General features: G+C 73.8%; 13 protein-coding genes. 8 read left to right on the top strand and 5 right to left on the bottom strand.

Features of this window, described 5'->3' with window-relative positions:
• Positions 1-39: 39 nt before the first annotated feature.
• The 3 genes from ABIH81_RS13130 (at position 40) to ABIH81_RS13120 (ending at position 3,557) form a co-directional block, all read left to right on the top strand.
• Positions 40-219 carry a DUF6104 family protein gene (locus ABIH81_RS13130; RefSeq protein ID WP_013288341.1) on the top strand — a complete coding sequence of 60 codons (180 nt, stop codon included), beginning with the start codon at positions 40-42 and terminating at the stop codon, positions 217-219.
• 153 nt (positions 220-372) lie between these two features.
• Positions 373-2,448: a phosphate acetyltransferase gene (pta, locus tag ABIH81_RS13125; protein WP_349880504.1), complete on the top strand. Its 2,076-nt coding sequence runs from the start codon at positions 373-375 to the stop codon at positions 2,446-2,448.
• Positions 2,445-3,557 carry an acetate kinase gene (locus ABIH81_RS13120; protein WP_349880503.1) on the top strand — a complete coding sequence of 371 codons (1,113 nt, stop codon included), beginning with the start codon at positions 2,445-2,447 and terminating at the stop codon, positions 3,555-3,557. The genes pta and ABIH81_RS13120 overlap by 4 nt, the downstream gene beginning before the upstream one ends.
• Positions 3,558-3,610: 53 nt before the next feature.
• On the opposite strand, the gene ABIH81_RS13115 is transcribed toward ABIH81_RS13120, so the two are convergent.
• Positions 3,611-3,784: a hypothetical protein gene (locus ABIH81_RS13115; RefSeq protein WP_013288346.1), complete on the bottom strand. Its 174-nt coding sequence runs from the start codon at positions 3,782-3,784 to the stop codon at positions 3,611-3,613.
• A 181-nt stretch (positions 3,785-3,965) separates the two neighbouring features.
• Here ABIH81_RS13115 and ABIH81_RS13110 point away from each other — a divergent pair, with 181 nt between their 5' ends.
• Both ABIH81_RS13110 and ABIH81_RS13105 read left to right on the top strand, forming a co-directional pair.
• A complete protein-coding gene (locus tag ABIH81_RS13110; protein WP_349880502.1) occupies positions 3,966-5,003 on the top strand; it encodes an alpha/beta hydrolase in 1,038 nt (345 codons plus the stop codon).
• Between the two features lie 191 nt (positions 5,004-5,194).
• On the top strand, positions 5,195-6,160 hold the full coding sequence (locus ABIH81_RS13105) for a chlorophyllase (RefSeq protein WP_349880501.1): 966 nt from the start codon (positions 5,195-5,197) through the stop codon (positions 6,158-6,160).
• A gap of 80 nt (positions 6,161-6,240) precedes the next feature.
• Here the strand turns inward: ABIH81_RS13105 and ABIH81_RS13100 are convergent, their stop codons facing one another.
• The 3 genes from ABIH81_RS13100 to ABIH81_RS13090 all read right to left on the bottom strand — a co-directional run bounded on the left by ABIH81_RS13100 (position 6,241) and on the right by ABIH81_RS13090 (position 8,951).
• A complete protein-coding gene (locus ABIH81_RS13100; RefSeq protein WP_349880500.1) occupies positions 6,241-7,203 on the bottom strand; it encodes a zinc-binding dehydrogenase in 963 nt (320 codons plus the stop codon).
• A gap of 76 nt (positions 7,204-7,279) precedes the next feature.
• Positions 7,280-8,455 (bottom strand): NADP-dependent malic enzyme, encoded by a 1,176-nt coding sequence (locus ABIH81_RS13095; RefSeq protein WP_349880499.1) that lies wholly within the window; start codon positions 8,453-8,455, stop codon positions 7,280-7,282.
• 157 nt (positions 8,456-8,612) lie between these two features.
• A complete protein-coding gene (locus ABIH81_RS13090; RefSeq protein WP_349880498.1) occupies positions 8,613-8,951 on the bottom strand; it encodes a S26 family signal peptidase in 339 nt (112 codons plus the stop codon).
• A 78-nt stretch (positions 8,952-9,029) separates the two neighbouring features.
• On the opposite strand from ABIH81_RS13090, the gene sodN reads away from it, so the two are divergent.
• From sodN to ABIH81_RS13075, 3 genes are read left to right on the top strand one after another with little or no spacing between them, the layout of a single operon-like run.
• Positions 9,030-9,434: a superoxide dismutase, Ni gene (sodN, locus tag ABIH81_RS13085; RefSeq protein WP_135241884.1), complete on the top strand. Its 405-nt coding sequence runs from the start codon at positions 9,030-9,032 to the stop codon at positions 9,432-9,434.
• The gene (locus tag ABIH81_RS13080) at positions 9,431-9,955 is read left to right on the top strand and encodes a GNAT family N-acetyltransferase (RefSeq protein WP_349880497.1); all 525 of its coding nucleotides are present in this window, start codon (positions 9,431-9,433) and stop codon (positions 9,953-9,955) included. Before sodN ends, ABIH81_RS13080 begins: the two co-directional genes overlap by 4 nt.
• 34 nt (positions 9,956-9,989) lie before the next feature.
• Entirely contained in the window at positions 9,990-10,397 is a 408-nt protein-coding gene (locus tag ABIH81_RS13075) for an ATP-binding protein (protein ID WP_349880496.1), read from the top strand.
• Positions 10,398-10,466: 69 nt separating this feature from the next.
• On the opposite strand, the gene ABIH81_RS13070 is transcribed toward ABIH81_RS13075, so the two are convergent.
• Positions 10,467-10,868, bottom strand: coding sequence for a hypothetical protein (locus ABIH81_RS13070; RefSeq protein ID WP_349880495.1), 402 nt, complete (start codon positions 10,866-10,868; stop codon positions 10,467-10,469).
• Between the last annotated feature and the right edge of the window lie 23 nt (positions 10,869-10,891).

The following is a 10,891-nucleotide window of genomic DNA, read 5'->3' as shown; positions in this document are numbered from 1 at the left end:
CGGGGCGGGCCGCTGCCGTACGACGACGAGAGGAACACCGTGTACTTCACCGACCGTGGCATCGAGGAGCTGGTCGAGCGCCGTGGCGACGAGCAGGTCAGCATGGAGTGGCTGGGCGAGCGGCTGCGTGACTTCATCGACCTGAACCCGGAGTTCGAGACCCCGATCGAGCGGTTCGCCACCTGGCTGGCCCGCCTCGACGACCCGGACGACGACTGACGCCCATCCCCTCCCTCCCCGCGATCTTGTGGTTGCGGCCCTCCGCGTGTCCGGTCAGTGGCGTTTGCCGGGGCGGCAACCGCAAGATCGGTGGCGGCGGAGGGCGTGGGGAGGGTCGAATGACCCGGGCGGGGGCCAGGGCGATCTTGTAGGTTGGGTGCCGTGGCGCGCAGCGTGTACCTGACCGGCGTTGGTTCGGGCGGCGGAAAATCAACGGTGGCGCTCGGGCTGGCCGAGCTGTTGTCCCGACAGGTGGAACGGATAGGCGCGTTCCGGCCGCTCGTCTCCGGTGACGGCACCGACCCGATCCTGGCCCTCCTCACCGAGCGCTACCGGATGGAACTGCCGGTCGACGAGCTGCACGGCGTCACGTACGCCGAGGCGAGCGCGCTCGTCGCGGACGGCCGCCGGGAGGAGCTGATCTCCCGGATCGTCACCCGCTACCGGGAGGTCGAGCGGCGCTGCCCGGCGATAGTGGTGGTCGGCAGCGACTTCGCCTACGGCGACGGCACCGGCCCGCGTGAGCTGGCCTTCAACGCCCGGCTGGCGACCGAGTTCGGCAGCGTCGTGGTGCCGGTGGTGGACGGGTTCGGGCAGGAGCCGGACGCGATCGCGGCGGCGCTGCGCGGCGCGTACCACGATCTGGCCGACCTCGGCGCGACGGTGATCGCGGCGCTGGCCAACCGCGTGCCGGAGCCGATGACGCTGCCCGAGCTGCCGGTGCCCGCGTACGCGATTCCGGAGGTGCCGACCGTGTCGGCGCCGACGGTGGCCGAGGTGACGGCGGCGCTGCGCGGCACCGTGCTCACCGGCGACGAGACCGCGCTCGACCGCGACGTGCTCGACTACGTGGTGGGCGCGGCGCACGTACCGACGCTGCTGGACCACCTCACCGACGGGGCGCTGGTGATCACCCCGGGCGACCGGGCGGACCTGCTGGTGGCCGCCGGCGCCGCGCACGTGGCCGGGCAGGTGTCGCTTGCCGGGCTGGTGCTCACGCTCGGCGAGCAGCCCGACCCGCGGGCCATGCGCCTGGTCGAGCGGATGAACACCGGGCTGGCCGTGCTGTCGGTGCCGAGCGACAGCTACGACACGGTGGCCGCGTCCAGCCGGATCGAGGGCCGCCCCAGCACCGCCAACCCGCGCAAGGTCGAGGCAGCGCTCGGCGCGTTCGAGCGCTGCGTGGACACCGACGACCTGGCCCGCCGGCTGCGGGTCAGCCGGTCCGCGCGGGTGACCCCGCTGATGTTCGAGAACGACCTGATCGACCGGGCCCGCGCCCGGCGCCGCCGGCTGGTGCTGCCCGAGGGCGCGGACGAGCGGATCCTGCGCGCGACGGAGGTGCTGCTGCGCCGGGGCGTCGCGGAGATCACCCTGCTCGGCCGCCCGGACGAGATCGCCAGGCGGACCCGGGAACTCGGCGTCGACCTCGGTGACGCCCAGGTCGTCGACCCGGTGACCAGCCCGTGGCGGGACGAGTTCGCCGAGGCGTACGCGCAGTTGCGCGCCCACCGCGGCGTCACGCCGGAGCTGGCGCACGACATCGTGGCGCAGCCCAACTACTTCGGCACGATGATGGTGCAGACCGGTCACGCCGACGGCATGGTCTCCGGCGCCACCCACACCACGGCCGCCACCATCCGCCCGGCGTTCGAGATCATCCGGACCGTGCCCGGCGTCTCGGTCGCCTCCAGCGTCTTCTTCATGCTGCTCGCCGACCGGGTGCTGGTGTACGGCGACTGCGCCGTCAACCCCGACCCGGACGCCGGCCAGCTCGCCGACATCGCCATCTCGTCGGCCGGCACCGCGGCCCGGTTCGGCATCGAGCCGCGGGTGGCGATGCTGTCGTACTCCACCGGCAGCTCCGGCGCCGGCGCGGACGTGGAGAAGGTCGCGGCGGCCACCAAGCTGGTCCGGGAACGCCGGCCGGACCTGCTGGTCGAGGGCCCGATCCAGTACGACGCGGCGATCGACCCGCAGGTCGCGGCCACCAAGCTGCCGGACAGCCCGGTGGCGGGGCGCGCGACGGTGTTCATCTTCCCGGACCTGAACACGGGCAACAACACGTACAAGGCGGTGCAGCGGTCCGCCGGTGCGGTGGCGGTCGGGCCGGTCATGCAGGGCCTCCGGCGGCCGGTCAACGACCTGTCCCGCGGCGCCACCGTGCCGGACATCGTCAACACGGTGGCGATCACCGCCATCCAGGCCGCCGCGGAGGCGTCGGAATGAGCCGCATCCTGGTCCTCAACAGCGGATCCTCGTCGGTCAAGTACCGGCTGTACGACGGCGACGACGTCCTGGACAAGGGCACAGTCGAGCGGATCGGTGAACCCGGTGGCGGGCCGGCCGACCACGAGAGCGCGGTCCGGGAGATCATCGGCCGGCTCGACCTGACCGGGCTGTCCGGCGTCGGCCACCGGGTGGTGCACGGCGGGCGGAAGTTCAGCGCCCCGGTACGCATCGACGACGCGGTCGTCGACGCGATCGCGGGTCTGGTGCCGCTGGCACCGCTGCACAACCCGGCCAACCTGGCCGGCATCAGGGTGGCCCGGGAGGCGCTGCCGGACACGCCGCAGGTGGCGGTCTTCGACACCGCGTTCCACCACACACTGCCCGAGGCCGCCGCCACGTACGCGATCGACAAGGCCACCGCCGAGCGCTACGGCGTACGCCGCTACGGCTTCCACGGCACCTCGCACGCGTACGTCTCGCGTCGCGTCGCCGACCTGCTCCACCGCCCGTACGACGAGATCAACACGATCACCCTGCACCTGGGCAACGGGGCGAGCGCGTGTGCCGTACAGGGCGGGCGCAGCGTGGCCACCTCGATGGGCATGTCCCCGCTGGAGGGCCTGGTGATGGGCACCCGCAGCGGCGACCTCGACCCGACCGTCGTCTTCCACCTGCGCCGCGAGGGCGGCATGGTCGTCGACGACATCGACGACCTGCTCAACCACCGCAGCGGCCTGCTCGGGCTCACCGGCGTCAACGACATGCGGGAGGTGCTGGCCCGCCGCGACGCCGGTGACCCGGACGCGACGCTCGCGTTCGACGTCTACTGCCGCCGGATCACCGGCTACGTGGGCGCGTACTACGCGCTGCTCGGCCGGGTCGACGCGATCGCGTTCACCGCCGGGGTCGGCGAGCACGCCGCCGCGGTCCGGGCGGCGTCGCTCGCCGGGCTGGAGCGGCTGGGCGTCGCGGTCGACCCGGCGCGCAACGACGGCCACGGCGACCGGCTCGTCTCGCCCGACGGCGCGGAGGTGGCGGTGCTCGTGGTCGGCACCGACGAGGAGCGGGAGATCGCCCGCGAGACCCGCGAGGTGCTGGGCGTCTGACCGCGTGCGCCCGGCCTCTCCGCGCGGACCGGGCCGGCCGGGATCACCCTCGGTCAGCCCAGGGCGATCCAGGCGACCAGGGCGACCACCACCACGGCGGCGACGGCCACGCCGGCGATCAGCGGCAGACGGGACGGCGCCGACGCCGACGCGGCCGGCTCGGGGGAATCGACGAATGCGCGGAACTGCGCGGTGTTGCCACTCGGGTCGGTGTAGTTCTCAGCCATGCGGCTGACCCTAGCGAAGCCGCCCGGCCCGGTCCGACCCGCCGGGCCGCCACCTGCGGATCCGGGTGGCGGGATCGGGCAAACCCGGCCACCCGGTGGAGGCGGGAGCCGCCCGGGTGGCGCCACCGACCGGCCCGGACGGCGGGCGCGGGCCGACCGCTCGGCTGCCTACCGTGCAGGTGTGAGGGGGCAGCGGCTGGTCGCCGCGCTGATGACGGCGCTGCTGGCCGGTTGCGGTCCGGCCGTGGCCACGTCCGACCCGGTTCCGGCCGCTGTCGGGCCCGCGCCGGAGCGCCAGTACGCGGTGGGGATGCGGCAGTTCACGCTCGATCCGGACGGCAGGCGGCCGCTGCCGGTCACCGTCTGGTACCCGGCGCAACAGTCTCCCGCACCGTCGCACACGGCCGGCTCCGGCCCGACCGGCTCCGGCCCGGCTGGTCCCGGCCCGGCTGGTCCCGGCCCTGGTTCGGCCGGCGCTGGTTCGGCCGGTCCCGGCCCGGATCGCGGGCCGCGTGTGCGGCCGGGAGCGCCGTTCGCCGCCGGACGGTTTCCGGTGGTGCTGTACAGCCACGGGCTGCGCAGCCTGCCCGCCCTGCACGCGGCGCTGACCAGCCGCTGGGCCGCCGCCGGTTTCGTGGTGGTCGCGCCCGCCTATCCGCGTACGAACCAGCGCGCCCGCGCCTTCACCCGCGAGGACGTCCGCAACCAGCCGGCCGACGCCTGGCGACTGATCCGCCACCTGGTCCGGCTGGGCGCCCGCCCCGGGGATCCGCTCGGCGCGCACATGGCCGTGGACCGGTTCGCCGCCGCCGGGCACTCCGCCGGCGGGCACACCACGCTCGGCATGTTCGCCTCCGGGCAGCCCTCCCCGGTACGGGCCGGAATCGTGATCGCCGGTGGCCGCATGGTCGCCGGACTGTCCCGGCCGCTCGCGCCGATGCTGTTCGTGCACGGGAGCGCCGACCGGATCGTGCCGGAGTCGATCGGCCGGGCCGCGTACGCCCGCTGTCTCGGGCCGGCTGCCTTCCTGAGCCTCACCGGTCAGGGCCACGGCGAGTACCTGACGCCGGGGCGACCCGGCTTCGCCCAGGTGCTCGCCACCACCACCGACTTCCTGCGCTGGACGCTCTACGCCGACCGCGCCGCCCTGCACCGCCTCCCCACCGACGCCACAGCCCCCGACCTGACCACCTTCACCACCCGCTCCATTCCCACCTGACCGCAACCCGCCCGAGATCTTGGAGCATTCCGGCCCCCAGAGGGGCCATTTCGTACCAAGATCTCCCGGACCGGCCGGCCCAGCGCCGCCGACTTCATGATCGACGCGTCAGGGTCTCCGGGCGTCAGCGGATGGTCACCCGGTGCGCTGACCGGGCCTGGTGGCCCGGATCGCGAGGCACAATCGGGTTCATGCGCCGTCGTCCCGTCGCCCTGCTCACCGCCGCCGTGCTCGGCGCCGCCCTCGCCGGCTGCTCGGAGCAGCCCACCGCCCCGGCCGGGCGGCCCGCTCCCGACGCCCCACCGACGACCACCACACCCGCTCCGCGCGTACCCGCCGGCAAGGCGCCTGCGGAGAGCTTCGCGGTCGGCGTACGCCAGGTGAAGCTGAACCGCGACGGCGACCGGCCGTTGCCGGTGACGCTCTGGTATCCGGCGGCGGGCGCGGCCGGCGGCGCGGTCGAGCGTTCCGCCCCGGCGGCGGACGGGCGGTTCCCGGTGGTGCTGTTCAGCCACGGGCTGAGCGCGCGGCCGGAGGACTACCAGGCGCTGCTGACCCGCTGGGCGGCGGCCGGTTTCGTGATCGCCGCGCCGCGTTTCCCGCACACCTCCCGGGGCACCGACGGCAACCCGCTGGACGTGCTCAACCAGCCGGCCGACGTGTCGTACGTGCTGACGCGGGTGCTCGCGCTCGGCGAGAAGGCGGGCGATCCGCTGCGCGGCCGGCTGGACCCGGAGCGGGTGGCCGCTACCGGGCACAGCGCCGGTGGCGTGACCACGATCGGGCTGTTCACCGCCGGCCGGGACGAGCGGCTGGACGCGGGCATCGTCTTCGCCGGCACCGCGCTCGGCGTGGGCACCGCGTTCGCCGGCGCCGCCGCGCCGCAGTTGTTCGTGCACGGCGAGGCCGACGAGGTGGTGTCGTACGCCGCCGGCAAGGCCGTGTACGACGCGGTGCCGTGGCCGAAGGCGATGCTCAGCCTGCCCAAGGGTGACCACGGCCGGGCGCTGCTCGGCGACGGCAAGGCGCTGGGCGTGGTCGCCGACACGACTGCCGAGTTCCTCCGCTGGGCGCTCTACGGCGATCCGGCCGCGAAGAAGCGCCTCCCGGCCGACGCAGCCCGCGGCGGCCTGGCCACCCTCGACGACCGCCTGTAAGGAAGGGCCCCTTCTTAACGTCTCCGGTAGAGAAGGGGCCCCTTCTTAACACGCCGTCCGCGCCGCGCGCGCCGTCCGCGTCAGGCGGTGTGGTCGACGACCACCTTGCCGAAGACCTCACCGGAGTGCAGCCGGGCGAACGCCTCGGCGATCTCGCTGAACGGCACCACCCGGTCGACCACCGGGCGCACCTCGTGCTCGGCGCAGAACGCGAGCAGCTCGGTCAGCTCGTCCGGGGTGCCCATCGAGGTGCCGAGGATCTCCAGTTGCATGGCGAAGACCCGCCGCAGGTTGATCTTGGGCTCGTGCCCGGCGGTGGCGCCGGAGACCACGATCCGGGCCGTCGGGGCGGCCGACTTCAGCGAGTGGTCGAAGGTGGCCGCGCCGACCGTCTCGATCACCACGTCGACCCGTTCCGGCAGCCGCGCGCCGGGCTCCAGCGCGGTCGCGCCCAGCTCGGTGATCCGCTCCCGCTTGGCGGCGTCGCGGCTGGTCGCGTACACCCGCTTGCCGAGCGCGACGCCGAGCGCGACGGCCGCGGTGGCCACGCCACCGCCGGCGCCCTGGACCAGCACCGACTCGCCGTCGGCGACCCGGCCCTTGGTGGTCAGCATCCGCCAGGCGGTGAGCCACGCCGTCGGCAGGCACGCCGCGTCGGTCGCCGACAGGCCGTCGGGCAGCGGCAGCAGGTTCATCCGGGGTACGGCGACAAGCTCGGCGAACGTGCCCTGGTAGTGCTCGGAGAGGATGGAGACCCCGCGCGGGTCACCCGGGGTGGGCACCACCGGGTAGATGACCACCTCGTTGCCGTCCGGGTCGGTGCCGACCGCGTCGCAGCCCAGGATCATCGGGAGCTGGTCGGCGGTCAGGCCCACGCCGCGCAGCGACCAGAGGTCGTGGTGGTTGAGCGAGCTGGCCCGCACCCGCACGGTGACCCAGTCGTCCTGCGGATGAGTCGGCTCGGGACGGTCGCCGACGGCGAGCGCGGCGAGCGGGTTGTCGGCGTCGAAGGCCGAGGCATAGGCAGCACGCATGATCGGCACGGTAACAAGCTGAGCGGCCGTTAAGAAGGGGCCCTTCCTCTACCGGAGGCGTTAAGAAGGGCCCCTTCCTTACATCTCAGCGGCGGGCGACCCCGTCGCGGCGGGCGGCCTCCGCGACCGCCTCGGCCACCGCCGGTGCGACCCGCGGGTCCAGCGGCGAGGGCACGATCGCGTCGGCGGTGAGCGACTCGGCGACCACTCCGGCGATGGCGTCGGCGGCGGCCACCTTCATGGCGTCGGTGATCCGGGTGGCCCCGGCGTCCAGCGCGCCCCGGAACACACCCGGGAACGCGAGCACGTTGTTGATCTGGTTCGGGTAGTCGCTGCGCCCGGTGGCGACCACCGCCACGTGCCGGGCGGCCACCTCGGGGTGCACCTCCGGGGTGGGGTTGGCCAGCGCGAACACGATGCCGCCGGGGGCCATGCCGGCCACCGCCGCCTCCGGGATCTGGCCGCCGGAGACGCCCACGAGCACGTCCGCGTCGCGCAGCGCCTCGGTGATGTCGCCCTGCCGGCCCTCGGCGTTGGTGATCTCGGCCAGCTCGGCCTTGGTGCCGGTCAGCTCGCGGTGCCGGCCGATGATGCCGCGCGAGTCGCACACCACCACCCGGTCCGGGTCGACGCCGCCGGCGATCAGCATCTTGGTGACCGCCACCCCGGCCGCGCCCGCGCCGCTGACCGCCACCCGCAGATCACCGAGCTTGCGGTTGAGCAGCGTCGCGGCGTTGCGCAGCGCGGCGAGCACCACGATCGCGGTGCCGTGCTGGTCGTCGTGGAAGACCGGGATGTCCAGCGCCTCGTCGAGCCGGCGCTCCACCTCGAAGCAGCGCGGGGCGCTGATGTCCTCCAGGTTGATCCCGCCGAACGAGGGCGCGAGCGCCTTGACCGTCGCGACGATCTCGTCCACGTCCTGGGTGTCCAGGCAGACCGGCACCGCGTCCACGCCGGCGAACTGCTTGAACAGCACCGCCTTGCCCTCCATCACTGGCAGCGCGGCGCGCGGGCCGATGTTGCCCAGACCGAGTACGGCGGAACCGTCGGTGACCACGGCGACGGTGTGCGACACCCAGGTGTAGGTGTCGGCCAGCGCGGGGTCGGCGGCGATCGCCTCGCACACCCGGGCCACACCCGGGGTGTACGCGAGGGAGAGATCCTCGCGGCTGGTCAGCGGCACTGTGGAGGCGACTGCCATCTTGCCGCCGACGTGCAGGCGGAAGACGGGATCGGCGGGGTCCGGGGTGGACGAAGACATGGTGACTCCAGGATCTGTCGAGCAGACGGACCGGCCGGCGTGGTCAGCGGTGGTCAGCGACCGGCGGCGCGGCGGTGCGGGGGTCACCCGGGCACTTTTCGAGCATAGTCACGCTTCGGCACCCAGTATGTGAGCGGGGTCATATCCGCTCCGGTCGTCACCGGCCCCTGACCCGTCCCGGACGCGGCCACCAGCGGGCCACCACCCGGCCGCGGACGTCGGCCACGCCGTACGCCCGGGAGTCGTCGGCGACGAACTCGTTGTCGCCGCGCAACCACCATCCGCCGTCGCGGGGTTCCACCGCCCGCTTGACGACGAGCAGGTCGGGACGGCTGCGGAACACCGCGACGACCACGTCCCCGGGGCGTACCGGCCGGCCTCCGGTGCGGACCAGCACCGCGTCGCCGTGGCGCAGCGTCGGGGACATGGACGGGCCGGTCACCAGCACCGGCACCAGCGGGCCGCGCAGAGCCGGAGGTCCACCGGTGGGCGCCATGTCACCTCCCAGCCCCCGAGGGCGTCTCCAGGAGTAATGTCGTCTTGGATCATCGCAAACAACCCATGGAGGACCCTGATGCGCCTTCCCCGCATCCTCACGCCCCGGGTGACGGCCAGCGCTCACTGCGACCTGCCCTGCGGCGTATACGACCCGGCCCAGGCCCGGATCGAGGCCGAGTCGGTCAAAATGATCTGCGAGAAGTACCAGGCCAACACCGACCCGGAGTTCCGCACCCGCGCCATCCTGATCAAGGAGCAGCGGGCCGAGCTGGTCAAGCACCACCTGTGGGTGCTCTGGACCGACTACTTCAAGCCGCAGCACTTCGAGAAGTACCCGCACCTGCACCAGCTGTTCAACGAGGCCACCAAGCTGGCCGGCGCGGCCGGCGCCAAGGGCGGCACCGACCCGGCCAAGGCCGACGAGCTGCTGGCGAAGATCGACGAGATCTCGAAGATCTTCTGGGAGACCAAGCAGGCGTGACGTCGCCCGACGGCACTCCGACGATCCGGCCGGTACGTCCCGAGGACGTACCGGCCGTCGTCGCCATGGTGCACGAACTCGCCGAGTACGAGCGCGCGCCCGAGCAGTGCCACCTCACCACGGCACAGCTCGACGCGGCCCTGTTCGGCCCGTCCCCGGCGCTGTACGGCCACGTCGCCGTCGACGCGGCGGACCGGCCGATCGGTTTCGCGCTCTGGTTCCTCAACTTCTCCACCTGGGCCGGCGTGCACGGCATCTACCTGGAGGACCTCTACGTCCGCCCGGACGCCCGGGGCACCGGCGCGGGCCGGATGCTGCTCGCCACGCTCGCCGCGATCTGCGTGGAGCGCGGCTACCAGCGGCTGGAGTGGTGGATGATCCACTGGAATCCGGCGGCCCGCTTCTACGCCGCGATCGGCGCCACGCCGATGGACGAGTGGACTCCGTACCGCCTGGCCGGGCCCGCGTTGCGCGAGCTCGCCACGCACGCGACGGCCGTGCCCACGCGGCCCGCCCCCTGACCGGGTAGAGTCCCGCACCGGGGGGGGAGGAGCCGTGACTCAACTGACCGGGCACCCGACGACCGATGACGACGTCGTCCACCTCACCGTGCCCGCCGACGGTGGTTACCTCGGCGTGCTCCGCACCGCCACGGCCGGCCTCGCGGCCCGGCTCCAGTTCGCCCTCGACGAGATCGAGGATCTGCGCATCGCCGTCGACGAGGCGTGCGCCATGCTGCTCGCCATCGCCACCCGCGACGCCGAGCTGGAGTGCCGCTTCGCGGTCACCGAGGACGCGCTCACCGTCGAGGTGACGGTGCCGACGGTCCGGGGCGCCACGCTCCCGTCCGAGTCGTCGTTCGCGTGGAAGGTGCTCACCGCGCTGACCACCGGGGCGAACGCCAACGCGTCCGGTGGCCGGGCCACCATCTCGCTGCTGACCCGCCGCGCCGGCGGCTTCTGACCGGTCTTCGCGGCCACCGGCCCGGCGGAGTCCGGGCCGGGCCGGCGCTCAGCCCGGCCGGGCCCGCGCTCAGCGGGCCGGCTCGCCGAAGCCCAGCGCGCGGTTGGTCGGACCGCTCACCAGCAACCCGACCATGCCGATCCCGAGCGCCATCAGCGGCACCCCGAGCCAGCCCATGCCGCCCTCGGTCATGAACCAGCCGACCGGCAGCAGCATGAGCTGGAGCACGATGGCCGGCGCGCGGGCCCCGGCACGGCGGCGGGACAGCGCGCCGCCGAGCGCCCAGAGCGCCACCGCGCCGCCGGCGGCGAAGGCGGTCACCAGCAGCGCCGAGGTCAGATCCGTCGCGTCGGCGGTGAGGTCGGACCAGATGAGCCACACCGCGATCAGCCCCAGCGCCACCGCCTGGGCACGCAACAGGAGCACCGCGGCGCGCAGCGTGCCGGGGAGCGGGTCGGAGTCGATCGTCACGGGCGCCACGATACCGGTGGGTA

The organism is Micromonospora sp. HUAS YX12 (assembly GCF_040215685.1).
Classification (GTDB): Bacteria; Actinomycetota; Actinomycetes; order Mycobacteriales; family Micromonosporaceae; genus Micromonospora; species Micromonospora tulbaghiae.
Note: the sequence above shows the minus strand (reverse complement) of the source record. Positions and strands in the feature narration are given on the sequence as shown.

Excerpts from the sequence above, each read along its gene's own strand:
- ABIH81_RS13120 (WP_349880503.1), top strand. The coding sequence starts at position 2,445 with ATGAGCCGCATCCTGGTCCTCAACAGCGGATCCTCGTCGGTCAAGTAC.
- ABIH81_RS13115 (WP_013288346.1), bottom strand. The coding sequence starts at position 3,784 with ATGGCTGAGAACTACACCGACCCGAGTGGCAACACCGCGCAGTTCCGC.
- ABIH81_RS13105 (WP_349880501.1), top strand. The coding sequence starts at position 5,195 with ATGCGCCGTCGTCCCGTCGCCCTGCTCACCGCCGCCGTGCTCGGCGCC.
- ABIH81_RS13095 (WP_349880499.1), bottom strand. The coding sequence starts at position 8,455 with ATGTCTTCGTCCACCCCGGACCCCGCCGATCCCGTCTTCCGCCTGCAC.
- ABIH81_RS13090 (WP_349880498.1), bottom strand. The coding sequence starts at position 8,951 with ATGGCGCCCACCGGTGGACCTCCGGCTCTGCGCGGCCCGCTGGTGCCG.
- sodN (WP_135241884.1), top strand. The coding sequence starts at position 9,030 with ATGCGCCTTCCCCGCATCCTCACGCCCCGGGTGACGGCCAGCGCTCAC.